General features: G+C 36.4%; 24 protein-coding genes. 17 read left to right on the top strand and 7 right to left on the bottom strand.

The window, feature by feature from the left end:
* Window positions 1-12: 12 nt before the first annotated feature.
* Genes bamA through lpxA form a run of 5 tightly spaced genes read left to right on the top strand, consistent with a single transcriptional unit; the run spans window position 13 to window position 5,414 of the window.
* The gene (gene bamA, locus ACY45D_RS09540) at window positions 13-2,535 is read left to right on the top strand and encodes an outer membrane protein assembly factor BamA (RefSeq protein ID WP_463106531.1); all 2,523 of its coding nucleotides are present in this window, start codon (window positions 13-15) and stop codon (window positions 2,533-2,535) included.
* Window positions 2,536-2,581: 46 nt separating this feature from the next.
* A complete protein-coding gene (locus ACY45D_RS09535) occupies window positions 2,582-3,067 on the top strand; it encodes an OmpH/Skp family outer membrane protein (protein WP_463106530.1) in 486 nt (161 codons plus the stop codon).
* A 3-nt stretch (window positions 3,068-3,070) separates the two neighbouring features.
* The gene (gene lpxD, locus ACY45D_RS09530) at window positions 3,071-4,141 is read left to right on the top strand and encodes a UDP-3-O-(3-hydroxymyristoyl)glucosamine N-acyltransferase (RefSeq protein WP_463106529.1); all 1,071 of its coding nucleotides are present in this window, start codon (window positions 3,071-3,073) and stop codon (window positions 4,139-4,141) included.
* A gap of 2 nt (window positions 4,142-4,143) precedes the next feature.
* The gene (fabZ, locus tag ACY45D_RS09525) at window positions 4,144-4,629 is read left to right on the top strand and encodes a 3-hydroxyacyl-ACP dehydratase FabZ (RefSeq protein ID WP_010111473.1); all 486 of its coding nucleotides are present in this window, start codon (window positions 4,144-4,146) and stop codon (window positions 4,627-4,629) included.
* On the top strand, window positions 4,626-5,414 hold the full coding sequence (gene lpxA / locus ACY45D_RS09520; protein ID WP_463106528.1) for an acyl-ACP--UDP-N-acetylglucosamine O-acyltransferase: 789 nt from the start codon (window positions 4,626-4,628) through the stop codon (window positions 5,412-5,414). The genes fabZ and lpxA overlap by 4 nt, the downstream gene beginning before the upstream one ends.
* A gap of 302 nt (window positions 5,415-5,716) precedes the next feature.
* On the opposite strand, the gene ACY45D_RS09515 is transcribed toward lpxA, so the two are convergent.
* Window positions 5,717-6,874, bottom strand: a complete 1,158-nt coding sequence (locus ACY45D_RS09515) for a winged helix-turn-helix domain-containing protein (RefSeq protein ID WP_463106527.1) — start codon at window positions 6,872-6,874, stop codon at window positions 5,717-5,719.
* A gap of 202 nt (window positions 6,875-7,076) precedes the next feature.
* Here ACY45D_RS09515 and ACY45D_RS09510 point away from each other — a divergent pair, with 202 nt between their 5' ends.
* The 3 genes from ACY45D_RS09510 (at window position 7,077) to ACY45D_RS09500 (ending at window position 8,709) form a co-directional block, all read left to right on the top strand.
* Window positions 7,077-7,415: an immunity protein Imm33 domain-containing protein gene (locus ACY45D_RS09510; protein ID WP_463106526.1), complete on the top strand. Its 339-nt coding sequence runs from the start codon at window positions 7,077-7,079 to the stop codon at window positions 7,413-7,415.
* 63 nt (window positions 7,416-7,478) lie between these two features.
* A complete protein-coding gene (locus ACY45D_RS09505) occupies window positions 7,479-7,847 on the top strand; it encodes a hypothetical protein (protein WP_463106525.1) in 369 nt (122 codons plus the stop codon).
* A 688-nt stretch (window positions 7,848-8,535) separates the two neighbouring features.
* Entirely contained in the window at window positions 8,536-8,709 is a 174-nt protein-coding gene (locus tag ACY45D_RS09500; RefSeq protein WP_463106524.1) for a hypothetical protein, read from the top strand.
* Window positions 8,710-8,788: 79 nt separating this feature from the next.
* Here ACY45D_RS09500 and dsbG read toward each other — a convergent pair whose 3' ends face one another.
* Genes dsbG through dsbD form a run of 3 tightly spaced genes read right to left on the bottom strand, consistent with a single transcriptional unit; the run spans window position 8,789 to window position 12,388 of the window.
* Entirely contained in the window at window positions 8,789-9,541 is a 753-nt protein-coding gene (dsbG, locus tag ACY45D_RS09495) for a thiol:disulfide interchange protein DsbG (protein ID WP_463106523.1), read from the bottom strand.
* Between the two features lie 10 nt (window positions 9,542-9,551).
* Window positions 9,552-10,382, bottom strand: a complete 831-nt coding sequence (locus ACY45D_RS09490) for a prolipoprotein diacylglyceryl transferase family protein (RefSeq protein ID WP_463106522.1) — start codon at window positions 10,380-10,382, stop codon at window positions 9,552-9,554.
* On the bottom strand, window positions 10,379-12,388 hold the full coding sequence (gene dsbD / locus ACY45D_RS09485; RefSeq protein ID WP_463106521.1) for a protein-disulfide reductase DsbD: 2,010 nt from the start codon (window positions 12,386-12,388) through the stop codon (window positions 10,379-10,381). The genes ACY45D_RS09490 and dsbD overlap by 4 nt, the downstream gene beginning before the upstream one ends.
* A gap of 111 nt (window positions 12,389-12,499) precedes the next feature.
* Between dsbD and ACY45D_RS09480 the strand changes: the two genes are divergently transcribed.
* From ACY45D_RS09480 to ACY45D_RS09465, 4 genes are all read left to right on the top strand, one after another.
* A complete protein-coding gene (locus ACY45D_RS09480; RefSeq protein WP_463106520.1) occupies window positions 12,500-13,168 on the top strand; it encodes a response regulator in 669 nt (222 codons plus the stop codon).
* A gap of 10 nt (window positions 13,169-13,178) precedes the next feature.
* Window positions 13,179-14,564, top strand: coding sequence for a sensor histidine kinase (locus ACY45D_RS09475; RefSeq protein ID WP_463106519.1), 1,386 nt, complete (start codon window positions 13,179-13,181; stop codon window positions 14,562-14,564).
* Between the two features lie 202 nt (window positions 14,565-14,766).
* Window positions 14,767-15,396: a TetR/AcrR family transcriptional regulator gene (locus ACY45D_RS09470; RefSeq protein WP_463106518.1), complete on the top strand. Its 630-nt coding sequence runs from the start codon at window positions 14,767-14,769 to the stop codon at window positions 15,394-15,396.
* Window positions 15,397-15,500: 104 nt separating this feature from the next.
* On the top strand, window positions 15,501-16,178 hold the full coding sequence (locus ACY45D_RS09465; RefSeq protein ID WP_463106517.1) for a class I SAM-dependent methyltransferase: 678 nt from the start codon (window positions 15,501-15,503) through the stop codon (window positions 16,176-16,178).
* Window positions 16,179-16,250: 72 nt separating this feature from the next.
* Here the strand turns inward: ACY45D_RS09465 and plsB are convergent, their stop codons facing one another.
* The gene (plsB, locus tag ACY45D_RS09460; RefSeq protein ID WP_463106516.1) at window positions 16,251-18,425 is read right to left on the bottom strand and encodes a glycerol-3-phosphate 1-O-acyltransferase PlsB; all 2,175 of its coding nucleotides are present in this window, start codon (window positions 18,423-18,425) and stop codon (window positions 16,251-16,253) included.
* Between the two features lie 234 nt (window positions 18,426-18,659).
* Between plsB and cysK the strand changes: the two genes are divergently transcribed.
* Window positions 18,660-19,658: a cysteine synthase A gene (cysK, locus tag ACY45D_RS09455; RefSeq protein WP_463106515.1), complete on the top strand. Its 999-nt coding sequence runs from the start codon at window positions 18,660-18,662 to the stop codon at window positions 19,656-19,658.
* Window positions 19,659-19,829: 171 nt separating this feature from the next.
* Here the strand turns inward: cysK and ACY45D_RS09450 are convergent, their stop codons facing one another.
* Window positions 19,830-20,774 (bottom strand): alpha/beta fold hydrolase, encoded by a 945-nt coding sequence (locus ACY45D_RS09450; protein ID WP_463106514.1) that lies wholly within the window; start codon window positions 20,772-20,774, stop codon window positions 19,830-19,832.
* A gap of 454 nt (window positions 20,775-21,228) precedes the next feature.
* On the opposite strand from ACY45D_RS09450, the gene ACY45D_RS09445 reads away from it, so the two are divergent.
* Entirely contained in the window at window positions 21,229-21,813 is a 585-nt protein-coding gene (locus tag ACY45D_RS09445; protein WP_463106513.1) for a histidine phosphatase family protein, read from the top strand.
* Window positions 21,814-21,869: 56 nt separating this feature from the next.
* Here ACY45D_RS09445 and ACY45D_RS09440 read toward each other — a convergent pair whose 3' ends face one another.
* Window positions 21,870-22,439, bottom strand: coding sequence for a PAS domain-containing protein (locus ACY45D_RS09440; RefSeq protein WP_463106512.1), 570 nt, complete (start codon window positions 22,437-22,439; stop codon window positions 21,870-21,872).
* A gap of 458 nt (window positions 22,440-22,897) precedes the next feature.
* Here ACY45D_RS09440 and ACY45D_RS09435 point away from each other — a divergent pair, with 458 nt between their 5' ends.
* The 3 genes from ACY45D_RS09435 to ACY45D_RS09425 all read left to right on the top strand — a co-directional run bounded on the left by ACY45D_RS09435 (window position 22,898) and on the right by ACY45D_RS09425 (window position 26,711).
* Window positions 22,898-24,235 (top strand): MFS transporter, encoded by a 1,338-nt coding sequence (locus ACY45D_RS09435; RefSeq protein WP_463106511.1) that lies wholly within the window; start codon window positions 22,898-22,900, stop codon window positions 24,233-24,235.
* A 74-nt stretch (window positions 24,236-24,309) separates the two neighbouring features.
* Window positions 24,310-25,197: a 3-hydroxyisobutyrate dehydrogenase gene (mmsB, locus tag ACY45D_RS09430; protein WP_463106510.1), complete on the top strand. Its 888-nt coding sequence runs from the start codon at window positions 24,310-24,312 to the stop codon at window positions 25,195-25,197.
* An 11-nt stretch (window positions 25,198-25,208) separates the two neighbouring features.
* Window positions 25,209-26,711 (top strand): CoA-acylating methylmalonate-semialdehyde dehydrogenase, encoded by a 1,503-nt coding sequence (locus tag ACY45D_RS09425; protein ID WP_463106509.1) that lies wholly within the window; start codon window positions 25,209-25,211, stop codon window positions 26,709-26,711.
* The last annotated feature ends 8 nt before the right edge of the window (window positions 26,712-26,719 follow it).

The following is a 26,719-nucleotide window of genomic DNA, read 5'->3' as shown; positions in this document are numbered from 1 at the left end:
AAAATAATAGGCATGCAGCAATCACATTTATTTATGCCATTGGCACTGGTTAGTGCTATGGCGGCTGTACAACAAGTACAAGCTGCAGATGAGTTTATTGCACGAGATATCCGTGTAGATGGCTTGGTTCGTTTAACACAAAATAATGTTGTTGCACTTTTACCCATAACCAGTGGTCAACGTGTCAATGATGCTGCGATTGCTGATTCAATCCGTGCTTTGTATGCTTCAAACTCATTTGATGATATTCAAGCATCTAAACAAGATGATGTTCTTGTTTTTAAAGTGGTTGAACGTCCCGTTATTTCTAAAATTAATTTTAAAGGTAATAAGCTTATTCCAAAGGAAGCTTTGGAAGAAGGTTTAAAGAAAATGGGCTTGGCTGAAGGCGAAGTTCTAAAAAAATCTGCATTACAAACTTTAGAGACAGAGTTAGAGCAACAATATGCTCAACAAGGTCGTTATGATGCTGATATCAGTGTTGAACAAGTTGCACGACCAAATAACCGTGTAGATTTGGATATTCAGTTCAATGAAGGTAAGCCAGCTAAAGTTTTTGATATCAATGTGATTGGTAATACGGTCTTTGAAGATGACGACATTAAACAAGCTTTTGCAGTAAAAGAAAGTGGTTGGTTGTCGGTTATTTCTCGTAATGACCGTTATGCACGTGAAAAAATGGCGGCAAGCTTAGAGTCATTACGTGCTTTATATTTGAACAAAGGTTATATCAATTTTGATGTAAACAGCTCAAATTTAAATATTAGTGAAGATAAAAAACATATCTTTATTGAGGTTTCTGTAAAAGAAGGTGATCAGTTTAAATTTGGCGAATCTAAGTTTTTAGGTGATGCGCTTTATAAGCCTGATGAACTTAAAGCACTGCAAATTTATAAAGATGGTACTACCTATTCACAAGAAAAAGTGAATGCTGTGAAGCAACTTTTACTGCGTAAGTATGGTAATGCAGGTTATTACTATACCGAAGTGAATGTGGTTCCTGAAATCAATAATGAAACACATACTGTTGATTTAAATTATTATATCAATCCAGGACAACAAGTTACAGTTCGTCGTATTAACTTTACTGGAAATACCAAGACTGCAGACGAAGTATTACGTCGTGAAATGCGCCAAATGGAAGGTGCATTAGCGAGTAATGAGAAAATCGATTTATCGAAAGTGCGTTTAGAGCGTACTGGTTTCTTTAGTAAAGTTGATGTTAAACCTGTTCGTGTGCCGAATGCACCTGACCAAATGGATTTGAATGTTGAAGTTGAAGAACAACATTCAGGTACCAGTACTTTGGCGGTCGGTTATTCGCAGAATGGTGGTATTACATTCCAAGCAGGTTTGAGTCAAACTAACTTCTTGGGTACAGGTAACCGTGTAGCGATCGATTTATCACGTTCTGAAACACAAGATTATTATAACCTTAGTGTGACTGACCCTTACTTCACCATTGATGGTGTCAGTCGTGGTTATAACTTGTACTATCGTAAAACTAAGTTAAATGATGACTATAACGTTAATAACTATGTAACAGACAGTATTGGTGGTGGTTTAACTTTTGGTTATCCAATTGATGAGAATCAAAATATTAGTGCGGGTCTAAATATTGACGAAACTAAAGTCACCACAGGTGCTTATGTTTCGACTTATGTACGTGATTATTTGTTAAAGCATGGTGGTAAAGCAAAAGGTAGTCAAGGTCGTTATTGTGCAGACGGAACGCAGGATTATGACAATGATCCAGAAACACTTGCAACTTGTGGAGCTAATGATGATCAATGGATTCCTTACGATAATGAGTTTGAAGGCAAGTTCTTAACCTATAACTTAAATTTAGGTTGGTCTTATAACACATTAAACCGTCCAATTTTCCCAACCAATGGTACTTCACATCGTGTAAATGCAGAAATTGCATTGCCGGGCAGTGATGTTGAATACCAAAAAGTGACTTATGACACGCAAACTTATTTCCCATTAGGTCGTGATTTTGTATTACGAGGCTATGGTAAGTTGGGTTATGGTAATGATCTACCATTTTATAAGAACTTCTATGCAGGTGGTTTTGGTTCAGTCCGTGGTTATGACAACAGTACCCTAGGGCCGCAGTACCCAGGTGTAACGTATAACGAATCACGAACCAAAGATTATGATCCTGAAGAAGTCGGTGGTAATGCATTGATCCAATTTGGTACAGAATTGGCATTACCTGTTCCATTTAAAGGTGATTGGGCACGTCAAATCCGTCCAGTGATTTTTGCAGAAGGTGCTCAAGTGTTTGATACTGATTGTAGTACAGCAACTGGTCCACTTTACTTAAATGGTTCAACCACACCTGTTGATGCAAAACAATACTGTAAAGATAACTACGATTTTGATTTGAGTAATATGCGTTATAGCGTGGGTGTCGGCTTTACATGGATTACCATGATCGGTCCACTTTCATTAAGCTATGCATTCCCATTGAATGATAAACCGGGTGATGAAACCAAAGAAATTCAATTTGAGATCGGTCGTACTTTCTAAGTACGATCCTTCTCGGATTTAATAACAGCATAATTAAGGAACAAATATGAAAACAATGAAGATGGTTGTATTGGGCTTAGGTCTTGGTCTTGCTGGATTAACCCAAGCGGCTGGTTTTGGTGTGGTTGATTTAGAAAAGGTTGTCGAAAGTAGTACGTATTTAAAACAGCAAAATGCAAGTCTTGAACAGTCAGTGAAACCGCAAACTGCAAAACTTGAGCAAATAACGAAAGATATCGAAGCTTTGAAACAAAAAGCGCAAGCGCAGGGCGCAAATGTGCAACAAATCAATGCACAGTATCAAGCGAAAGTGAATGAGTTTCAAACCATTCAACAAGGCGTACAAGCCAAAGTTCAAAGTACAATCCAAAGTACCAATGCTGCTTTTGAAACTCGTGTAAAGCAAGCTGCTGAACAATTGCGCCAAGAAGGTGGTTTAGATTATATTTTGAATAAAAATTCAGCACTTGCATATGACGCAAAGAACGATATAACTGCTAAAATGATCCAAAAGGTTAATGCAATTAAATAATCAATGAGATCAAACTATTATCATCTCGATGAATTAGCTCAACTTGTTCAAGGTGAGCTAATTGGTCAACCCAATTTAGCCCTCAATGGTCTTGCAAGTTTAGAGCGCGCTCAGGCAAATCAAATTGCTTTTGTAAATGGCGATAAACATTTGAATGCGGCTCAAAACTCTCAAGCGGGGGCTTTGATTGTTACAGCTGAAATCAAAGCACAGCTAAATCATCATCAAAACTTTATTGTAGTCGCCAATCCATATCTCGCATTTGCCATCTTAACCCATAAGTTTGAAATTAAAATGAACAAACGTGGTATCGAAAGTACTGCGCAAATTTCACCGTCTGCAATTATCGCTGATGATGCTTATATCGGTCATTATGTGGTTATTGGTGAAGACTGTGTGGTGGGTGCAAATACGGTGATCCAGTCACATGTGAAAATTGATGATGATGTTGAAATCGGTAAAGATTGTTTTATTGATTCGCATGTAACTTTGGCAGGTCAAAGTAAGATTGGTGACCGGGTTCGTATTCATGCCAATACGGTCATTGGTGGTGAAGGTTTTGGCTTTGCGCCTTATCAGGGCAAATGGAATCGGATCGCTCAATTGGGCTCTGTGCGCATTGGAAATGATGCGCGTATTGGGTCAAATTGTAGTGTCGATCGCGGCGCTTTGGATGATACAATTATTTCAGATGGCGTCATTATTGATAACCTTGTGCAAATCGCTCATAACGTACAGATTGGTGAAAATACGGCTATAGCTGCCAAGTGCGGAATTGCTGGAAGTACGATCATTGGCAAAAACTGTATTCTCGCTGGTGCTGTGGGTATTGTAGGTCACATAAAAATTACAGATAATGTGACGATTACTGGAATGTCAATAGTCACAAAAAATATTTCTGAAGCGGGTTCGTATTCTTCAGGTACAGGACAATTTGAAACAAACCATTGGAAAAGAACGGTTGTTCGTTTAAGACAATTAGCAGATGTGCCATTGACCAAATTGGTTAAACAAATGGATCATATGCAGACTCAAATTGAGTCCATTGAATCAACTTTAAAATCGCGTAAATAATTATGACTGAGTCTACATCTCTACCTTTTACGGTTCCTGAATTACCTATGCAAACTCAAACGATTCGTGAGTATTTACCACATCGTTATCCATTTTTGCTTGTGGATCGTGTAACAGAAGTTACAGAGAACGGAATTGTCGGGTACAAAAACGTTTCAATTAATGAAGAGTTTATGCAGGGGCATTTCCCTGGTTATCCTATTATGCCTGGTGTTTTAATCGTTGAAGCGATGGCACAAGTTTCAGGTGTGTTAGGTTTTATTATGAACAATGAAAAGCCTAGACCGGGTTCTTTGTTCTTATTTGCAGGCGCTGAAAAGGTACGTTTTAAAAAACAAGTCGTGCCTGGTGATCAACTCGTGCTAAAATCTGAATTACTTATGCAAAAACGTGGCATTTACAAGTATTTATGTACTGCTAGCGTTGACGGCATGGTGGCAGCAACCGCTGAAATTATCATTTCTCATCAGAAATTAGAGCAGGCATGAGCAATAACGATCTAATACACCCAACCGCTATTATTGACTCATCTGCAGTGATAGCACCAGATGTTCAAATTGGTCCATATTCAGTTATCGGGCCACAAGTGACTATTGGAGCAGGCACCAAGCTCCATTCTCATGTTGTGATTGGTGGATTTACACGTATTGGACAAAATAACGAAATTTTTCAATTCGCCAGTGTAGGTGAAGTTTGTCAAGACTTGAAATATCAAGGTGAAGAAACTTGGTTAGAAGTTGGTGACAATAATAAAATTCGTGAACATTGCAGTTTGCATCGTGGCACAGTTCAAGATCAAGGACTGACCAAAGTGGGGAGCAATAACCTACTGATGGTAAATACACACATTGCACATGATTGTGTCATTGGTGATAACAACATTTTTGCGAATAATGTTGGAATTGCAGGTCATGTACATATTGGTGATTTTGTCATTGTTGGTGGTAACTCAGGTATTCACCAATTCTGTAAAATTGACTCATATAGCATGATTGGTGGTGCTTCACTGATCCTTAAAGATGTTCCTGCTTATGTGATGGTATCTGGAAATCCTGCACATGCCTATGGTATGAATGTTGAAGGCATGCGTCGTAAAGGCTGGTCTAAGAAGGTGATTCAGGGCTTAAGAGAATCGTTTAAATTGATCTATAAAGAGAGTTTAACGACTGAACAAGCAATTGAAAAAATCCGTCAGGATATTCTTCCAGAAGTTGAAGAAGCGCAATTGCTGATTGATTCAATATTGGAATCTAAACGCGGAATTGTTCGTTAATTCTATTAACGTCAGTTCGAGATAAACTTTGATGTAAGTTATTGAAAAGATAGATCAGGCACAGCGGAGTCTTACCGTTTAAAGTCAAATGCAAGGATTAACCTTCGGTTCGACCTACTTTTCTTTCGGGAAAAGTAGGCAAAACCATTTGTCAGTCGCCAACTCGACAGATACCATCGAGTATCTAATATATTGCAAAAACATTATATTACAGATGTAGTCTTGCCTCGAACAATGCGACTGACGTTTCCGCGTATCATATAGCTTTTGATATTAAAACTGACTGAATACAGTCGGTTTTTTTATAACTTTCCTAATATTTTTAAGGTATTTTCATGTAGTATTGGACATTGATTAAAATCAGCAAATTTTTGTATTTCAATTTTTAATTGATCAAAAAAATGTGCTTGATCCACAATGTTATTTTCTAAATGAAGACTTACAATCTCAAAGATCTTTTTAGAGCGATGTGCTTTACAATCGATACGTCCGACCAGTTGATCAGCATATAAAATGGGAAGGCAAAAGTACCCGTAAATACGTTTAGCCGCAGGGACGTAACATTCGATTCGATAATCAAAGTTGAAAAGAGCGTTTAAACGGTCACGATGAATAACTAAGTTATCGAAAGGTGACAAGATTTTCACTTTAAATTCAGGTACTACAGTTTGGTTTAACGAGCGATTATTCACATAATAATTTTGCCCATCTATATCCGTTAAACTTGTAATCACGCCTTCTTCAATTTGCTGATTTAAAATGGTATGCATCGCATTACGAATATCTTTGCCAGTTTTTAAGTGTAGTAACTGTTTTAATGTAAATACGCCATGCGCTCTAAGTGTTGTATTGAACACGTACAAAGCATATTCATCAAGTGTAGGCATGCTTAAATCTAAGCCATCAGGTAAGCAGAATTCCGTTGGACTATAAATTTTTTCCATGCCGATGCGTTCGCTGATCATCAAATCACCTTGCATGAATAGTTGTTCAATAGAACGACGGGCGAGGCTACTATTCCACCAACCGCCTGTATTTGTCTTATTTTCTTTATCAATATCGCGAAGACGAATTTTTCCTTCTGCTTTAGCTTGAATGAGAATTTCATTCATGAGTTTTTGGTCACCGCTGCTAAAATATTGATGCTGACCATCTCGTACTTTAGCCATGCGTGGAAGGGCATATCGATAGTCCTGAATGGGCAAATAAGAGGCTGCGTGATACCAGTATTCAAAAATTTTCTTTTGTTGTGTTAATAGGTTGAGATGATTTTGATCATAATCTGCAACACGGCTCCATAAAATATGATGGTGTGCACGTTCAACGACAGAGATCGTATCGATTTGTACATAACCTAGATGCTCTATGCATTGCAAAGTTGCAGACAAGCCACTTCCAAAGGAAGGTAATGTCATTAGGCCTTGATGCTGTAAAGCTAAGCGTCTTAGTGACTCAATCATAGGAAACTCTATGCTAAAAATTAAGATTTATAGATCGCGTGGGTTAAAAAACGTAGAGATATTGATGATATGTTTTTTGAATATGAAACAAAATCAAGTGTATCAAAATAAATCGATTCGTCAAAGTTTCTTTGTTGAATTGATTGTGATTCTAAAGGTGTCGGCTTACAATCACATAAAATCCAAAAGATTGAGAATGTGTATGTTGCAAGATTTTGTCGAAGAGCAGAAATTGGTCTGTGAAGAGTTTGATTCTAAGTATATTAAAGTGAATGAAACGGATTTAGTTGCAATTGCAAAGCATACCTTGAACAAAGAACCGATCGTTGGTCTACGCAAAAAACCTGATGCTGAGAATGTATCGTGGTTTATTTATGGTGGGGAATTGGAAGAGGGGCAGGATTTCTTTGAAGTGATTACTGTAAAAGAACTTGAAGAGGTTTTTCCAGATGCAATTCCATATTTATCTTTGGAAGAAGGTTTTCGATTTATGATCGATGCTGATGATTATGAAGATGTTTGGAAAGCTGACGCTTTGTAATCATTTGTTCTGTAATCCTTGACCTGTGGACACAAATATTCAAGCTTGTGGTGTGAAATCAATATGAAAAAAATGTTGTTGGGAATATTGGTGGTATTAGTATCTGTACAGAGTTTCGCAGATCAAATGACACAGAAATTGACGCAAGATGAATATAATAGAAAAATCCAAGAATATACAGATCAAGTCAACGCAACCAAATTGATATTAGATGAACCAGATTCAGTTACAGATGCTCAGCAACAGAAAGAGGCTTTTTGTTCACGTTTAGAGGCTTATCAGAATATATCAATGATTTCAAAAGAAAATATTCAACTGGATACAGCGAATATGATGTTTGTGATAGCCAATAATTTCTTAGAGCGCCAAAAGCAGAGTCTTGAAGCATCTGGAATGACCAGTTCGGTATTTTGTTCATCTAAAGAAAAATAGTGTGATAAAATTCACATTTTGTGTCGTAAAATGACATAAAACTGGCGCAGAATGACAAGATGAAAATCAAATAACTATAAATAATAGACACATGAAGCAACACTATATTATTTGATTTTCCCTGGTCTAAATATGTGGTTTGTTTTAATGATCAATTTTAATTTGATCAAACCCCAAGCCCGCTTTTTAGCGGGTTTTTTAATGATTTGGAGTGGCATTTCTAAAAATAAGATTTACACAAAAAGCTGATTTTTGATAATACTCGGACTTTAAAGAATATTGATCTAAAATGAATTTACATTTTTAAAAATCATTTATGGAAGCATGTATAAGGCCGTTCCTGAGAATGCAATCCAAATGCATATGAAAAAGCATAGTAAATATTTTACAATTGGTTTGTTGCGAAGGGTATAACTGATAATAACGAGTATTGTTAGAACAAATAATGTTACAGGCCAATAGATTAATGCAATAAATAATAATGATTCTGCAAAATTCAGTTTAATCACGAATTCGTACTCGCAAGTTTTAAATTGTTATATCAGAACAGCTTTCAAATAAAAAGTTGGTATGATTTTTAGCAATTATTATTGCCAACTTTCTAGAATCTGCTGATATTTCATAAATGACTTGTGCTGTATCCAAAGTGTGTTAGTTAGAGTGATTCATTTAAAATAAAAGAGGTCGTATGAATTCTCAAAACATTAGAGATACTGAAAATCTACAGCAAGATGTGGCTACAGAGCATAGTCAAGAAGAACAAAATCAAAAGCATATTTCAGACTGGATACCAGACATTGATCTTGCTGCTGCTGATGAGGCGATTCTAGGTTTCTTAGGGAATTTATTAGATGGTGTGTAACGCTTTAAATTTCATGGCATTACAAATGATTTAGGAGTGTGAAGACAGACGAATCTATCTTCAAAGTATTTTCAATGTCTTACTCAGCGAGCAGTTTGTTGAGATCTTTTGGTACACCTTGCTGACTTTGAATTTCTCCTTTACTGTCTTTCCAAATCAAAGCAGGTGTTGCGTAGAAACCATATTTGTCCATTAACTTTGTATTGAAATCTATTTTTTCAGATAAATCTTTAGGAATGGACTGCATTTCTTTCAGCTTAGATTTACCATTGGCTAGATTATATTCAGTAAAAAATTCAGCAGGATTGCGATTATTCAAAATACTTGCAGCTTGACCTTTACTGCTTGGACGAATCACACCAACCATGATGTGACGTAATTGGATTTTACCTGAGTTTACAAAAGGGCGAGCTTGCTTCCAAAAAGTATGGCAATACGAACAATTTGGGTCATTGAAAACATAGATAATTTTTTCAGCGTCTGCTTTTCCATCTTGAATCCACGTTGATTTTTCGAGGCTCTTCCAGATTTCATCGAGAACAGCACCTTTTACATGGGTATTAATCGCTTGTTCTGTTAAGTTTTGTCCAGACTGATTGAACAAGTCACCAACCAAGTAATATTTTTGATCTTTTGAAATAAATATAGTCGAAGGATACTCATCTTTATAACCTGTCCAACCGATTAAGCCTTCGGGTGCTTCAATTTGTTTAACAAATGTATAACCTTGTTTTTCTAACTTATTTTTTATCAAATCCGCTTCTGCTGCAAATGCAACATGATTTGCCAATATTCCAATGGTAAAAAGGCCTAAAGTTTTAAATGGTTTCATGTGATTATTCCTATTTAGATTGCATTTTTTGAAGATAATGATCCAATGCTGCATGGGTGATTTCTCCCATATGTGAATCGACTAATTGCCCTTGAGCATTGAAAAATAACGTACTGGGTAATCCATACATGCCAGTTTTTTGTGCGGTGATGCCACTGGCATCTAGTAAAACCCAATTAAGATTTAACGTGTGTTGTTGCAAATAAGCTTGGACTGTTGCTGTATCTTCAGATTGATTGATAAAAACAAACTGGACATTTGGATAAGTTCTTTGAGCTTGATTCAATACAGGCATTTCACGGCGACATGGTGGACACCAGCTTGCCCAAAGGTTAATCACGGTTGGTTTACCGATGAACTGAACCAGTTCAACTTTTTGTTGCTGTAAATTACTCAGACTGACTTTTGGGAATTGTTGATATTGCAAAATCACTTGCTGATGAATATAAGTACCCAAAAGAAAAACCGTAGTAAAAATACTCAATAAAATCATCAAAAATGATTTTTTAAGCTGACGATTTTTCCAAAATATCCATAAAAAAGCACTGACTATTCCTGAAAAAAGATCAAAGCCTTTGTCTTGTATTTTTATAATTTCAATTGGATGTTGCAGATAAATATCCCAATTTAAAGCAACAAATCCAATACGTGCACAGACGAAGCCAATTAAAATAGCAGTCCAAATACTGTCTTTAAAGCTTGCCCATTGCACGCTGTTGACTGTAAATCGATGACGAATATATTTTCCAAGCAGTAAGGTTATACCAATTGCACTGGTGAGGATGAATAATCCCCACGGCAGCATGATTGGGCCTAAATGTATTGCTTGCGTGCTAATCATGGCACAGTTGTTTGTTGATGGAGTTTCGCCACTTGTTGAATCAATTGCGTAGCAGTGAATGTGCCTGTAAAACGTAATTCACGAACTTCTTGGCCATTTTCATTTAAAAACAACATGGTTGGAGGGCCTAAAATTTCATGTTGTTTGAGAATGAGACCTTGTGATTCATTATAAGTGGTTAAATCCAACTGAATTAAAGTGAAATCCTTTAATGCAGCTTGTACATCAACACGAGGAAAGACTTCTTTTTCAATGGGTTGACATGCGACACACCAGTCCGCATAAACATCGATAATGATGGGTTTAGCCAATTGTTTTGCTGAGTTTAAGGCACTTTCAAGCTCATTCGCAGTGGTGACTTTTTGCCATGCGAGGTGCTCTGTTTGGCTATGCTGAATTTGATATGCAGAATGACTTTGTTGGATATTCCAAACACTGGCAGCAAGGCTAAGCAAGGCAATGATGATTAAAATTCCCTTATTAACCGCTTTCTCACTGTCACGCAATGCGTTGAATAGGTAGATTGCGAGGGCAATACATAAGATTGCGAAGATCACGTAATACAATGTAGAAGCCAGCATTGGTCGGATAAAATATAAAGCAACCATGAGCATGACAAAACCGAAACTCACTTTAATTCGATCCATCCACTTACCCGGTTTTGGTAGTAATTTAGAACCGAAAACACTGGCAATAAACAGGGGTAAACCAATACCTAAACCGAGGATAAATAAATATAAACCGCCTAGAAATGCACTTTTTGATTGTGAAACAAATAATAACGCACCTGCCAATGGCGCACTCATACATGGCCCTACGATCAATGCAGATAATGCACCCATCGCAATAGCACCAAAAATCGTACCTGCTTTTTGATTATTTTGTAGATTATTCAGTTTTTGCGTAATAAATTGAGGTAGATTCAGTTGGTATAAACCAAATAGGTTGAGTGCTAAAACCACAAAGAGAATAGCAAATAGTGAAACAATCCAAGGACTTTGAAACCAGCGTTGAAAACTATAACCAATTTCAGCAACCACTATTCCCATAATCGCATAGACAACAGCCATACTGACAACAAAACTCAGTGCGATTACAACCGCTTTATAGCCTTTGGCACGCTGAATAATGATGCCCGAAAGAATTGGAATCAGAGGCAATGAACAGGGTAAGAATGCAAGTAAAATGCCTAAACCGAAAAAGATAAATAAATTTAAAATTAATGAATCTTTAGATAGTAGCTTAAAGAAAGATTGATCATCATTCCATTGTAATGACGTTGTGTTGTTGGTTTTGCTCCCTTCAACAGTTCTGGCATCTGTTTTAATGGTATTTGTAATGACAGTACTTGAGTCAGTAGATTCATCTGGAATAGCTTCACTGCTTGAACTCGGTGTAGGATTTTCTAAAGTTTGGGCTTTATTTTCAGTTAAAATTTTCTGCTGTTGATTAACGGCTAAATCCGCTGCACGATCAGAATTTTGTTTATTCAAGGTGTTTTGCGGTGTTGTATCTGTAGATGGTTTCAGTAATGAGTCTGCGCTGTTATTAAGTAAGTTTTTCGCTGTTGTATTATTTTGTGGAAAGAGTCCGTCTGCATCGGTACGGATGGTTTTACGCTGTAAGGGATAGCATAAGCCATCTGCCGAACAGCCTTGATACATGACTAAATAATTTGAATTGGGTTTAACCTGAATTTGGCTAGTGACTTGGTCATAATGAACTTCCGTTTTACCGAAAGTTGGATCGTCTTTTATATGGCCTTTGGGTAGGCTGAGCGCAATATTTTTGTTATTTACACTGACTTTGAATTGATCGTGGTAAAGATAATAGTGAGGTGCGATTGTCCATTTAAGTTGTGCTTTATTGGCTGAAATAGATTCGGCAGATAGCTGAAAGGCTTGATCTGGAGGTAAAAAATCAACATTCGCTAAAGCAACCGTATTCACGGTATTTAATATCAATACAGAAATGCACAACGCATTGAACAATTTTTGCAGCTTCATAATTCCCAATCTTGCTTTCATTTAAAGTCATTATCCATAATTTCAGATTAAGAGAACATTAATCTGAGTTTTTCTTTGTAGAATAGTGTACTGAGTGTTTGGGGCGTGTGCATGTTTATTTTATTGGTAGAAGATGATCCGTATATTGCAAAAAGTATTTGCCTGTCTCTACAGCATCTGAATTTTTCAGTTGAGCATGTGACCACAGCCAAAGATGCAGATTATTTTGTTAAAAATACTGCGGTGGATTTATGCCTTTTAGATTTGGGTTTACCTGATCAAGATGGACTGGTGTTACTGAAAAATTGGCGTGATCAATATATTCTAGTACCTGTTTTGGTTTTAACGGCACGTAATAAAACCCAGCAGTGTGTCGATGCATTGAATTATGGTGCAGATGACTATCTCACCAAACCTTTTGAATTATCGGAACTTATTGCCAGGATTCATGCCTTGGCAAGGCGTCACCGTGGTTTTGCATCGAATCAGATTCAACAAGGAAATTTGAAAATTGACACGGCAACTCAACAGGTGTTTTTGCAAGATCAAGTGTTGAATTTGTCTAGACGTGAATACACATTGCTCGAAATTTTTATGATGCATCCAAATCAAGTGCTAAAAAATGAAACATTGATCGATAAAGTTTATGGTTTTCAAGACAATATTGAAAGTAATGCATTAAACGTTCATATTTTCCACTTAAGGCAGAAAATAGGCGCGCAGTTTATTCAAACGGTTCGAGGTGTTGGATATTTGTTTCATGTTGCGCTAGATGTGTGATGTTTAAACCATGAAAAATTATAGTTTGAAATGGCGATTAGTTCTGAGTATTACCTGCGCTTTTATTCTTGTGTGGGCGGTTGCTTTTGCTTGGTTATATTTCAATTTAGAAAAGAAAATGACAGAAACGCTTGATGAGCGTCTGTCGGCATCTGCACATATGGTGGCTCGTTTACTCAGTCAAATTCCTGCTGAACAATTGGTCAAGTCTGCAAAACCGATGGTTTCAGAGCTAAGCCAGCAAAATCTAATCGCTTGTGAAGTGACTTATTTTGGTTCAGATGTGATTATCAATCATCAAGTTGTGGCACGTACCAAAGGTGCGCCTGATGGATTGGCGAATCGGGCTGAGGGTTTTAGTACATGGATTCAAAATGGTACAGAATGGCGTAGTTTTGTACTTAAAAAAGATCAATTACAAGTGGTTGCTGCCGAAAAAATTATCCTTAGAAATTCATTGCTTACTGAAATTCTTCAATCGATTTTATATCCACTTATTTTGACTTTAATCCTCTGTATTATTTTAATTTTATGGATTGTTAAAGCTGAGTTTAAGCCGATTGAAAAAGTCACCCAATCATTGAATAAGCATCAACTCAATGAGACGCACGAACTTGAGTTTTTATCCAATCTAAAGGTTGAAAGTATTCCCAATGAAATTCAACCCTTTATTGAAAATATGATTGAATTGGTTACACGTTTAAAAGAAAGTTTAGACAATGAAAAGAATTTTAGCGCTTATGCAGCACATGAGTTGAGAAGCCCTTTAACTGCAATCAAAACCAATGTGCAACTCAGTAAAATGATTGCTACACAACAACAAGAAAATGGACAGAATACTGAAATTATTCATATCCTTACAGATGCTGAAAATAGCATTTTACGCTACCAAAATTTATTAGAGCAATTATTAATTTTAAGTCAGACTGAGCATCAACACAGTTTATCTTTTGAACCAACCGATTTAAACATATTATTGCATGATGTTTTGACCCAATTACAACCGCATTATCCTGAAATGTATAGCCAAATTGATTTAGATGAAGATTCATTTACTGCAATTGATATGTCATATACAGCGATGATGATTGTATTGCGAAATATGATTGAAAATAGCTTTAAGCATTCGAAAAATTTCAATCAGCAAAACCCACAAAAAATTAAGATTTTTCAAAAGGGACAACAACTTTATATTCAAGATTTCGGTATCGGCTTAGATCAACAAGAATTAGTTTTGGCGACGAAACGATTTTGGCGTAAAGATTCTTTACAGCAAGGTTATGGTTTAGGCTTAGCTTTGAGCCAAATCTTGTTAGAACAACAAAATTTTCAGCTCAAATTTGAACAAAGTCAACCACAGGGTTTAACGGTGATTATCAATTTTCAACCACATTGATCCACAATTGAAAATGCTATCCACGATGAATAGATGCAAATAAAAATAACTTTAAATTAGTCATTATATGAGCCATTTGCTTGAATGATCGTTAGATGACTGATGATTCAATATGATCACCTTTAAGTTTGATTACTTTGAAGAAAAAGCAAGGTAGAATTGTGCTTTAGATTCAATTTTTGAAAAGGAACTGTGCGTCGTTATGAATTATAAAAGATCCTCGGTGATGGAAGAAAAGATGCAGCAAAATCGTGAGATGATTTTAAAATCTGCACGTGAGTTAGTTGCACAAGGAGGATTCAAAGATGCACAAATTCAAGTGATTGCAGATCGAGCAGGAATTTCGAGTGGTTTGGTTTATCGTTATTTTGAAAATAAGAATCAAGTGTTGATTGAAGTATTAAATGCAGCGATTCATATTGAAGTCAGTATTTTAAATGATATTGCGCATACTGAGCAGACTGCTATAGAGAAATTACATCGGGCTGTAACCACTTTTGTCAAAAGAGCGATGAATAGTCCACGTTTATCCTATTCTTTATTGTTTGAACCTGTCGATCCGACATTTGAATTGGAACGTTTTCAAAGTAAGCAATTGATTAAAGAAAGTATTATCAAAATACTCACGGAAGGACGGCATTCAGGTGAGTTTATTTTTGAAGATTTGAATACTACAGCACTTTGTATCGTCGGTGCGATGACATTTGTAGTGATTGAACCTTTAAGTATTGCAAAAACCAAGATGTTTGATCAGACTTATAAAGAGTATTTTGTTAAACAAATTGCTGATTTTTGCCTACAAGCGGTTAAAGTAAAACATCATTTAAATTAGTCTTGTACCAAACAGTTTGTAAAATAAAATTTTATAAATTCAAATTGTTAAAGATCATCATTATGTTTAAGTTCAATATAAGCAGTGCAAATAGAGATTAAAGCATGGCGAAAGATTTTAACAACCCCATGGTTGTTGATGGGTACGATGAACATATTCGTAAACTTATTCCGGGCTATGAACTCATTCATTTACAAGTACATGCATTATTAGAAACCTATTTAGACCCGCATGCACATATTTTGATTGTCGGTTGCGGAACGGGTTATGAGTTGCAATATTTACTAGAGCAGTTCCCCAAATGGCACTTTACTGCAATTGATCCTGCGTTAAATATGCTTGAAAAGGCACAAAATCATATTCAAACACTCGCATTATCAGATCGTGTCAATTTTATTCATGGTGACACTTCGATTCTCAATTCAAACCATGAAAAGTTTGATGCTGCACTTGCGATATTGGTTTCACATTTTGTTCCTATTGAAAATAAAGCTAGTTTTTTTCAGGATATTACAGACTGTTTAAACTCAAATGGACTATGTATCAGTGTAGACTTAGCTCAAATTGAGACTCAGGAAGAATTAAAAATATTAAAAAGTATGGCTTTAAAAACAGGGCTTTCAGAAAAACAAAGCCAAAGCATGATTGAGCGTTTAAAGCAAGATTTCCACTTAATCAGTGCTCATGAAATATTAGCGCTCTATCATCAAGCAGGCTTATCGCAAACAAAGAGTTTTACTCAAGTGCTAAATTATTATGGTTTTATTGGGTTTAAAATGTAAAAGACTGAACCTTTATTTCAGTCCTTTACAATGCGCTCATGTTTTCAATCTAGCGATTAAGAAAGAAGGCTATTAAGTTTCTTGCGGCAAATTCATTTCATATAAATGTGTAAATGAAGTCAGTAAACTGAGTGCCTCATCAGATTGATGAATATGGATAGCTTGATTTTCAATCGAGATTAATCGCTCAGCTACAAAATATTCTAAAAGTTGATCAATTTCAGTTTGAACTTCCGAACCGTCCCATTTTAAATAAAATTGCTTTTGAATATGAACATAATGTTCAAGAATTAGATCAAGTAATTGATTTTGTTCAATAGTGAGCTGCTCTTGCTGCAATTGATTCTTCAATATACTGGCGATCAATGCTGGCAAAATAAAGGTATGGATAATATTATTACTAAAATATTTTAGCAGCGCAGCTTGCGTATCTGCGACTTTGACCCAACGTTCATTATCATGTTCAATAAATTCAATTTGTTTAAGTTTCAATGCATATTGAATAATTTCATGGTTTGAAAGTGCCGTAATTTTCATTCGATCATCATAACGATGATATTGAAGTAAATTGCGGAATTGTTCTAAACGCAATAGTACTTCACGCTCTGAAAGTGCATGTGTCGGTGCATTTAATAAAACCAAAGAAATTAAACTCACAGGATTTATTACTACGGCTTTGTTAATATTTTCAAGGATTTCATTGGCGACATCATTAATTGACGTTTTAACAGATTCAGGTAATTCATCTTGTAATGCAACATGCTTAGGTGCTTGATTCTGATTTAAAATATCATCTAAAAATACAGGTTCACCAAAGTTGACATGCACGACACCAAAAACTTTTTCAATCTTTTGAATAGATTTTAATAAACCAAATAGAGATTCAGCTTGTTTTTTCTGCCCACCTAACTCTTTGATATACGAAGAACCTTCCATAAGTTTCTCATAACCAAAATACGTTGGAATAAACACAATCGGTTTACTATTGCCACGTAAATGACTCTGAATGGTCATCGCTAACATGCCTTTTTTAGCAGGCAATAATAATCCAGTGCGAGAACGACCACCTTCAATAAAATATTCTAAAGGGGTATTTCGGCTGAGTAAGCTATAAATATATTCTTTAAATACAGAAGTATAAAGTGCATTGCCATTAAAACTACGGCGAATAAAATAAGCACCTGCGCCACGCATCAATTGTCCAACGACAGGCATATTTAAATTAATCCCTGCTGCAATATGCGGTACCATCAAACCACGTTTATAGATCACAAAAGACAATAATAAATAATCGATATGGCTACGATGGCATGGTGTATAGACAATCTCGTAATCTTTGGCAAGCTCACGCACTGTATCAAAATGATGAACTTCAATACCATCGTAGAGTTGTGTCCATAATTTGGTTAGTGCAATTTCAGCAAAGCGTAAAGTCGAATATGAAAAATCTGAAACGATTTCATCCAAATAGCCACGTGCCAAATTTTCCGCAGCATTAACACTGATTTTTTTATGAATACTTTCTGTGAGAATGGCTTGTTTAATGGCTTCACTGGTCATCAATTTGTTAATCACATTGCGACGATCTGATATGTCTGGCCCTAAAATCGCTTCTTTATATTGATAAAACGATTTATTTAACTCAGTTACGACAAAGTGAGCAGGTGCAAAGTTTGGTGCAATTTCAAGTGAACTATTAATTAAACTTCTGAGAGAAATAGCTTGATGAAATTCGATATAATTTTCACGACCATATAACGTGATATTAATTGCTTGCTTAATGCCTGTAGGTTTAGTCCAAGCATCCGCCATCAGTGCTTTATACCAACTGTCTTCATTTTCAGGTGCACGACCCCATAAAATCGTGACAGGAACCAATAAAACATCAGCTTCAGGGTGTTTAAGTAGATATTCCACTAAACGAATTAATTTATCTGGATAATAGGCTGAAGCATTGGATTTACTGGCTTCAAGCGTTAAGAAAGCGTCATCTTCTTGGTAATCGCCTATTGTTAAAGGCGCAAAAGCAGGGCTTAAATTTCTTTTCTCAGTTTCATTATCAATCAACACTTTGTTTGATGTTGAATCGTCTTGAATTACATAGCATATCGGAAAAGCATTTGACGTATCACTATTCACTGTATTTTCAAGTGCTTGTGTATCACCCAAAATTTGTGGGGAAACAATTTTATCTAGAATTTTTTTAGTGAATTGTCGATAAAATTTTTGATAAGCATTTGTTGCCATGTGATTCTCAAAATATTTTTAATAAGGTTATTATGCTTTAAATCTTATACAGATGTGCAAGCAGATTTGATGACAAATCAGTCAAACAGTTGAATAATAAACTAAGTTTATGATTAATAGGTATAAACATTTCAATTTTGCGTATAACTAAATATTTTTAGGGCATATCAAACATTCATAAAAAAGCGCTATGATAGGCTCGATATTACTTACTTAAAAATTCAAGGAAAGACCATGGCGACAGATCCAAATTTCCCACAAACAGAAAATCTAGGTATTGCAGTTTATAGTAATAATGCAGAGGCAATTGGTAATACGCCATTGGTTCGAATCAATCGTTTGATTACAGGTGGTGCTACGGTTTTAGCGAAAATTGAAAGTCGTAATCCTGCATTCTCAGTTAAAGACCGTATCGGCGCTGCTTTAATTTCAGATGCTGAAGAAAAAGGGTTGCTTAAAAAAGGCATGCACATTGTAGAGCCGACCAGTGGTAATACAGGTATCGCATTGGCATTTGTGGCAGCAGCAAAAGGCTATGATATTACATTAACCATGCCTGCAAGTATGAGTATCGAACGCCGTAAAGTACTCAAAGCATTGGGTGCAAATCTTATTTTAACTGAACCTGCAAAAGGTATGAAAGGCGCTGTTGAGGAAGCTGTACGTTTGGCAACAGAACAACCTGAAAAATATTATTTACCGCAACAGTTTGAAAATCCAGCTAATCCTAAAATCCATGAAACGACTACAGGCCCTGAAATCTGGGCGGCTACAGGTGGCAAGGTCGATATTCTCGTTGCAGGTGTTGGTACGGGTGGGACAATTTCAGGTATTTCAAGTTACTTTGAAAATGTGAAGAATCAGGCAATTTACTCTGTTGCTGTAGAACCAGCAGATTCACCAATCATTGGTCAGACTAAACGCGGTGAAGCTTTAACACCTGGGCCACATAAAATTCAGGGTATTGGTGCAAACTTCATACCTAAAAATTTAGATTTGGATTTAGTCGACGAAGTGATTGCGATTGGAAATCAAGAAGCAATTGATTTTGCACGTCAAAGTGCAGTTAAAGAAGGTATTTTTGTCGGGATTTCTAGCGGTGCTGCATTGGCTGCTGCATCTCAATTGGCTGCGCGTCCTGAAAATGCTGGGAAAACCATTGTGGTGGTACTTCCAGACGCAGGTGAACGTTATTTATCTTCAGTCTTGTTTGAAGACATTTCAGCAGACTAAACTTACAGAAGGCTAACTGAATAAAAGTGCAGATCAGTAAAAGCTTAGAACATCTGTATGAATAACAGACCTATCAACTTCTAGACATTTAGAAGATGATAGGTCTTTTAGTATTTAAACCTAGTTGTATTTAGGTTTAGAGTCGTATTGATTGATCATTCAACAACAAAATCATTGCTTTAGATTGGCTAAAAATAATAAATAATTCTTGGCGACTTGACTTGGCGCTTCAAGCATTGGTAAATGGCCCGTATTTTCCATAATGATGATTTGCGACTGTGGCATCAATGCTTTAATGGTTGCCGTGGTTTTGACATCCAGTAGTTTGTCTTCTTTACCCCAAATGACCAATGTTGGCGTTTTGACTGTTTTTGCACGTTCTTCGATTGGATCTGCGGCAAGTTGACTCGCGATTTTACGCTCCAAAGCGGCATTGTTGATGCTGTCTTGAGCAAATTCTCTCAGCATCATTTTTGGAACAAAGGGCGGATTCGTCATCACAATATCGTATAGTTTTATATAATCTTCTGCATTTTCAATAATCAGTGGATTCTTTCCTGTGCCAAAGTCTGTGAAAATCGGCATTCTTGGAACACTCCAAAAACCACCAGAGTCTAATAACAATAAGCTTTTGACTTGTTTGGGGTATTTCGCTGCAAATGCGATAGAAATATGTCCACCCATAGAACTACCACCCAAATGAACGTGTTGTAAATGTAATTGGGTTATCATCTGATGCAAGCGAGTGGCTTGTGCCTCTGAATCATAACGCGCATTGTCAATTCTACTCGATTCACCAAAACCTGCATTGTCAGGGATAATGACGTGGTATTTATCAGTAAGCTTACGTGAGAAGCGGGTAAAGTTATCTTTATTTGCACCAAAACCATGTAATAAAACAATAGTTTCATGCTTTGGGTCACCTGCTTCAAGGTAAACTATTTTTTCACCTGTGCTGAGTAGCAGTTGTTTCTTTTCTAATCCTGAAACTTTACGTTCAAGGTTGACTGCAAACTGAGTGGTACTTTGTGCATTGAATTGTGCGCAGGCAGTTAAGCCGAGCATCAAGATACAGAGCACCAAGAAAATGCTGCGATAAAAGCGTTTGTTATTCATTTTATTCCTGTGAAATTAAACCCAGTTAAACCACGGAAAGGGTATTTTTTAAATTGAAAATATATATTGTCAATATTGTAAGTTGTGTAATTTATCACAACTTTGTTGTTCTGTGTGCTTATGTGAATAGTGGCGGATTTACCAAATTCGGTAAAAATAGCCGATATAATGATGAAAATTAGAGTGAATCTATGTCTATGCTGATGATTATTTTAAAAAGATGGCAGTTTTAAAAAGAAGAAAGCTTTAAAGATAACTATTTAAAAAAATGGTTGTTTTAAGAAAATTCTAGTATGAGAATGAGTGCAGCGATCTTAATTTATTGTGCTTTTAAATTGTAGTATTTTGCAAAGTTTAAGCAGAATTTAAAAATAATTGAATGAATTTATATTTAAAATCAAATAGATTGGAGTTCATTCAATGATCAATCACGATCAAGTATGAAAGGGGTGTTATGGCAATTTATTTAATTCGTCACGCAGAAAGTGTAGGTAATGTAAACGGGCGGACTGCATCACATGCGAGTATTGAACTGACAATCGAAGGGCATGAACAAGCAAGAAAACTTGCCACTCAATTACCATATGCAGATCGTGTGTATATTTCATCATTTATAAGAACAAAACAAACGGCACAACCGATCCTTGATCGTGATCAGCGCGAGCCTGAAATATTTTCAATTGAAGAATTTTCTTATTTGTCTGATTCACGCTGTCAAAATACGACATTAGAAGAAAGAGAACCGTGGGTAGATCGTTATTGGAATGCCTTAGATGTAGATTATATAGATGGAAATGATGCTGAGTCTTTTCACGCATTTTATCAACGGGTTATTACTTTTAAACAACATCTTTTCACTATTCAATCTAACTTTATGGACAGAAATTTAATGGTTTTTAGCCACGGTCAATTTTTGAAGTTATTTCAAATGTTAAGCGAGCAAGAAAGGGCATTATCCGCATCATTGATGGCAGATTTTAGATATGAAATGTTGTACCATCCTATTCAAAATACAGAATATTTTATTTTCAATCAATAGACTTAAAAACAGAATGATGCATTTTGTATGCTGATTTGAATCACTCAAATTTTAAATCACTCAAATAGTGTGCCCATACTTTTTTGAATAATAATTTTAGATGTCAGTTCGGCTTTAGAACGAACTTCTAACTTCTTCATGAGATTGGCTTTATGAACCTCTACGGTACGATGTGATAAATTGAGTTTTCGAGCAATTTCTTTACACGTAAATCCGTTTACGATTAATTGGGTGATTTCAGACTCACGTTGTGTGAGTTTTTGTTTAGAACTTGGCGCTTGGTCTTTACGCTCAAAATGCCACACCATCAATTTAAACGGATCTTCAGGGCTAAGCGTTCTGCCATGCGTATGTGTCCAAAATAGCTCTCCATTACGATGTTGCATAAAACGTTGATCTGAATAAAACAGACTTTGCTTTTTGAGCAAACTTTGCAAAGCATCATTTCCTACTTTTTCATAATCTTCGATACTTGGAAAGATTTTTACAATTGAATGATTGATCAGCTCTTCTCGTGTGTAGCCGAATAAATGAGCAAATGCTGGATTCATTTCAATCATATGTCTATAGCTGAGTACAACGATTGGTGCAGGGCAATATTCAAAAGCGAGTTGGTTATAATCCATAATAAGCATCCATTCTTAATATAAGAATAAATATAATGGAATGGCATAAAATAACAAGTATAAAATATTTACAGATTTATTATTCGTCTATTGTGAACTATTAATAAAATATTTTTAAGATTAACTATAAGATTAAGTAATTAAGCCATTCTGTATATTTTTGTTTGGTGTTTTAATGTTATTTTTTATATAAATATTTGTTTATTATGATAAAAATATATTAGTAAAACTACTTAAGTAATTAAGTATGTTGACTGTTTTTTGTGAATGATACACATTAAGTCCAAAGGTAATTTATATTTATTCTTTGCTACTTAAGTTTAAATATAATTTATTTATTATCGTCTATCTACTTAGCTGATTAAGGGAAAAAGTTAGGTCATTATATTTAAAAATCAGGAGTGATTTTTAAAGGGATGATTTTGTGACTAAAATTCTAAAAATGGAAGAGGTGTATTATGGATAAGATACAAGGATCGAACCCTCAGAAAGGAAAGTCTTCACATCGACTGGCAGGGATATCCAGTATGGTGGGTACGACCATTGAATGGTATGACTTTTTTATCTATGGCGCTGCAGCTGCACTCATTTTCAATAAATTATTTTTCCCCAATCTTGACCCGTTAACAGGCGTCTTAGCAGCTTTTGCAACCTATGCTGTTGGTTTTATTGGTCGTCCACTTGGTGGCATTATTTTTGGTCATTTTGGTGACAAAATTGGCCGTAAGTCAATGTTATTACTGACTTTGGTCATGATGGGGATTCCAACGGTTCTTATTGGTTTATTACCGACATATGAAAGTATTGGTTATTGGGCAACCTTCTTTTTAGTCATTCTGCGTTTTGTTCAAGGAATGGCGATGGGTGGAGAATGGGGCGGTGCTGTTTTGATGGCTGTTGAACATGCGCCAGAAGGAGGCAAAGGTTTTTGGGGCAGTTTACCACAAGCAAGTGCTGGTGGCGGTTTAATGCTCGCGTCTTTAGCACTAGGAGCGGTGTCTTTATTACCTGAACAAGCATTGTTTAGTTGGGGCTGGAGATTACCATTCTTAGCCAGTATTTTACTGTTGGCTGTCGGTTGGTATATTCGTGTGAAAGTGCCTGAGTCTCCAGATTTTGAAAAAGTGAAAGATCAAGCTCAAGAAATTAAAGTACCTGCATTACAAGTATTTAAAAACCATCCACGTGAATTAATAACGATTATTGTGGCACGTGCAGCTGAAAATGCATGGTTCTATATCGCTTCAACATTTGCCTTGGCTTATACCACGACACAACTGGGTATTCCACGCTCTGATATTTTGTTTGCAACGATTTGCGGTGCTTTTCTTATCATGATTATGACGCCATTGTGTGGACATTTATCAGATAAAGTTGGGCAACGTAATATGTTCATGTTTGGACTATTTATTCTCGCACTTTACTGTTACCCATTCTTTAGCATGTTAAATACCAAAGATCCTATGTTGGTTTGGACAGCAATTGTATTGGCGATTGGTGTGGTATTCCCAATCATGTATGCACCTCAATCACAGCTTTTCGCAAGACAGTTCCCTGCGGAAATCCGTTATAGCGGCATTTCAATTTCAGTACAGTTCGCAGGTGTGTTGGGCGGTGGTATCGCACCTATGATCGCAACTAAATTACTCAGTATTGGTCAGGGTAGTCCTTATTTAATCACGATTTATATAGGCAGTATGGCTGTGATTGCAATCTTTTGTACCTTCTTTATGAAGCGTGATGAAAAGCAATTGTCGAGCAAACAATATCTACAGAAAGAAGTTAGACAGCCTTAACACTAACTTCATTAAATCCAAACACTTAAATCAAGCAGTATTCAATTTAGCGACATTTAACTTCAGGTATTGATATGAATATTTCCTTTATTGGTCTCGGAAATATGGGACTTCCTATGGCCAAAAATCTGCTCGAAGCACAGTTTAATGTGACTGGTTCAGATTTGTCCCAAGCAGCTTTAGAACAGTTTAAAAGTTACGGTGGCACAGTTGCTCAAGATCAACAACAACTTGTTGAAAATGCAGATGTGATCGTCACCATGCTGCCAAGTTCTGAAAGCATGAAAAACTTCTTTTTAGGTTCAGAAGGGATTTTAAAGCAGTTAAAGCCTAATACCTTAATTATAGATTGTTCTTCTATCGCTGCATCCGTCAGTCGTGAAGTTGCATTGGCTGCTAAGGCTTATGCCGTTGATATTGTTGATGCACCCGTTTCAGGGGGTATTTTGGCTGCGCAAGCAGGGACATTAACTTTTATGGTAGGCGGTTCTATTCAGCAATTTGAAAGTGCTAAACCAGTTCTTGAAAAAATGGGTAAAAACATTTTTCACGCAGGCGAACATGGCGCGGGCCAAATTGCAAAAGCCTGCAATAACATGCTGTTAGCCATCAATATGATTGGTACAAGTGAAGCTTTGAATTTAGCAATACAACATGGGCTTGACCCGAAAGTTATTTCAGAAATTATTCAAAACAGTTCGGGTGCGAATTGGTGTGTTGAAAAATACAATCCTGTTCCCGATGTTTTGGAAAATGTACCTTCGAGCAAAGGGTATGTTGCAGGCTTTATGACCGATTTAATGCTCAAAGATTTAGGGCTTTCTATGACAGCAGCCTCTGAAGTCAGTGCGACGGTCACCATGGGCGAACTCGCAAAAGATATTTATCGATCACATAGCCAAAATGGGCATGGAAAAACAGATTTTAGTAGCATTTTTAATTTAATTTCGCAAACTTCATAAGGGAAATGAACATGAATAATATGATCGGACATTATATTTCAGGACAGCACATTACACAGACGCAAAATTCTGGCCCAGTTTTTAATCCATCTACGGGTGAAGAAATTGCACGTTGTGCTTATGCAGATGCTGCTTTAGTCGATCAAGCTGTTCAGGCTGCAACATCTACGAATGCTAAAAAATGGGCAAAGGCTTCACATGCAACACGTTTGCAAGTTTTATTTAAACTACGTGAATTGATGATTGCGAAAACAGATGAGCTTGCAGAAATTATTGGCCGTGAGCATGGTAAAACCATACTCGATGCAAAAGGCGAAATTGGTCGTGCGATTGAAGGGATTGAGTTTGCATGCAATGCACCACAAGTCACCAAAGGTGAATATGCGCGTAATGTTGCAGGTGATATTGATGTGTTTTCAGTACGTGTCCCAGTGGGTGTGGTTGGCTGTATTACACCATTTAATTTTCCAATTATGATTCCTGCTGTGATGATGGCAATGGCAGTTTCAGTCGGAAATAGTATTGTTTGGAAACCTTCAGAAAAGGTACCTTCTGCTGCGTTATTCTTTGCAGATTTGTGGAAAGAAGCAGGGCTTCCAGATGATATATTTAATATTGTTCAAGGCGATAAAGTTGCTGTAGATGCAATGTTAGAACATCCAGATATCGCAGCGGTGAGCTTCGTTGGTTCAACGCATATTGGTGAATATGTTTACCAAAAAGGCACATCACACAATAAACGAGTGGCATCATTTACAGGTGGCAAAAACCATATGGTGGTGATGCCTGATGCAGATTTAGAAGCGGCTGCAAATGCTTTTGTATCGGCAGGTTTTGGTTCAGCAAGTCAACGCTGTATGGCTGTTTCATTGCTCGTTCCTGTTGGTGATGAAACTGCAAATAAACTACGTGCACTCATTATTGAAAAAACAAAGGCATTGAAAATAGGGGCTTATAACGACCCAACAGCAGATTTTGGTGCAGTCATTTCAGCACAATCACAGCAATCTGTCTTAAAAGCTATTGATCAATGTGTAGCAGATGGTGCCGAGTTGCTGTTGGATGGTCGTGGATATGAGCATCCACAGCATAAAAATGGTTATTACATCGGTCCAACTTTATTTGATTACATTTCTACAGATATGGATTTTTATAAGCAGGAAGTGTTTGGCCCAGCACGTGGAATTTTACGAGTAAATACTTTAGATGAAGCCATTCTTATCACCAATAGCCATGAGTTTGGTAATGGGTCTGTGATTTTTACTCGGGATGGGAAAACAGCACATCGTTTCTTTATGGAAGTTGAATCAGGGATGATCGGTGTAAATGTACCCGTGCCTTTACCTGTAAGTTATTTTAACTTTGGTGGTTTGCGCCGTTCAAAATTTGGTGAGTCACATTTATATGGCCCTGATGCAGCACGTTTTTATACCAAGTTAAAAACGGTATCTCAAAAATGGCCTGAGCCTGAAGAAAGTGACCAAGCCATCTCATTGGCATTTAAAATCACTTAATTCTCAAT

Source organism: Acinetobacter sp. BZX-2 (genome assembly GCF_055179795.1).
The sequence above is the reverse complement of the archived record's forward strand: the minus strand, read 5'-3'. Positions and strand labels throughout refer to the sequence as shown.

Excerpts from the sequence above, each read along its gene's own strand:
- bamA (WP_463106531.1), top strand. The coding sequence starts at position 13 with ATGCAGCAATCACATTTATTTATGCCATTGGCACTGGTTAGTGCTATG.
- ACY45D_RS09535 (WP_463106530.1), top strand. The coding sequence starts at position 2,582 with ATGAAAACAATGAAGATGGTTGTATTGGGCTTAGGTCTTGGTCTTGCT.
- lpxD (WP_463106529.1), top strand. The coding sequence starts at position 3,071 with ATGAGATCAAACTATTATCATCTCGATGAATTAGCTCAACTTGTTCAA.
- fabZ (WP_010111473.1), top strand. The coding sequence starts at position 4,144 with ATGACTGAGTCTACATCTCTACCTTTTACGGTTCCTGAATTACCTATG.
- lpxA (WP_463106528.1), top strand. The coding sequence starts at position 4,626 with ATGAGCAATAACGATCTAATACACCCAACCGCTATTATTGACTCATCT.
- ACY45D_RS09515 (WP_463106527.1), bottom strand. The coding sequence starts at position 6,874 with ATGATTGAGTCACTAAGACGCTTAGCTTTACAGCATCAAGGCCTAATG.
- ACY45D_RS09510 (WP_463106526.1), top strand. The coding sequence starts at position 7,077 with ATGTTGCAAGATTTTGTCGAAGAGCAGAAATTGGTCTGTGAAGAGTTT.
- ACY45D_RS09505 (WP_463106525.1), top strand. The coding sequence starts at position 7,479 with ATGAAAAAAATGTTGTTGGGAATATTGGTGGTATTAGTATCTGTACAG.
- ACY45D_RS09500 (WP_463106524.1), top strand. The coding sequence starts at position 8,536 with ATGAATTCTCAAAACATTAGAGATACTGAAAATCTACAGCAAGATGTG.
- dsbG (WP_463106523.1), bottom strand. The coding sequence starts at position 9,541 with ATGAAACCATTTAAAACTTTAGGCCTTTTTACCATTGGAATATTGGCA.
- ACY45D_RS09490 (WP_463106522.1), bottom strand. The coding sequence starts at position 10,382 with ATGATTAGCACGCAAGCAATACATTTAGGCCCAATCATGCTGCCGTGG.
- dsbD (WP_463106521.1), bottom strand. The coding sequence starts at position 12,388 with ATGAAGCTGCAAAAATTGTTCAATGCGTTGTGCATTTCTGTATTGATA.
- ACY45D_RS09480 (WP_463106520.1), top strand. The coding sequence starts at position 12,500 with ATGTTTATTTTATTGGTAGAAGATGATCCGTATATTGCAAAAAGTATT.
- ACY45D_RS09475 (WP_463106519.1), top strand. The coding sequence starts at position 13,179 with ATGAAAAATTATAGTTTGAAATGGCGATTAGTTCTGAGTATTACCTGC.
- ACY45D_RS09470 (WP_463106518.1), top strand. The coding sequence starts at position 14,767 with ATGAATTATAAAAGATCCTCGGTGATGGAAGAAAAGATGCAGCAAAAT.
- ACY45D_RS09465 (WP_463106517.1), top strand. The coding sequence starts at position 15,501 with ATGGCGAAAGATTTTAACAACCCCATGGTTGTTGATGGGTACGATGAA.
- plsB (WP_463106516.1), bottom strand. The coding sequence starts at position 18,425 with ATGGCAACAAATGCTTATCAAAAATTTTATCGACAATTCACTAAAAAA.
- cysK (WP_463106515.1), top strand. The coding sequence starts at position 18,660 with ATGGCGACAGATCCAAATTTCCCACAAACAGAAAATCTAGGTATTGCA.
- ACY45D_RS09450 (WP_463106514.1), bottom strand. The coding sequence starts at position 20,774 with ATGAATAACAAACGCTTTTATCGCAGCATTTTCTTGGTGCTCTGTATC.
- ACY45D_RS09445 (WP_463106513.1), top strand. The coding sequence starts at position 21,229 with ATGGCAATTTATTTAATTCGTCACGCAGAAAGTGTAGGTAATGTAAAC.
- ACY45D_RS09440 (WP_463106512.1), bottom strand. The coding sequence starts at position 22,439 with ATGGATTATAACCAACTCGCTTTTGAATATTGCCCTGCACCAATCGTT.
- ACY45D_RS09435 (WP_463106511.1), top strand. The coding sequence starts at position 22,898 with ATGGATAAGATACAAGGATCGAACCCTCAGAAAGGAAAGTCTTCACAT.
- mmsB (WP_463106510.1), top strand. The coding sequence starts at position 24,310 with ATGAATATTTCCTTTATTGGTCTCGGAAATATGGGACTTCCTATGGCC.
- ACY45D_RS09425 (WP_463106509.1), top strand. The coding sequence starts at position 25,209 with ATGAATAATATGATCGGACATTATATTTCAGGACAGCACATTACACAG.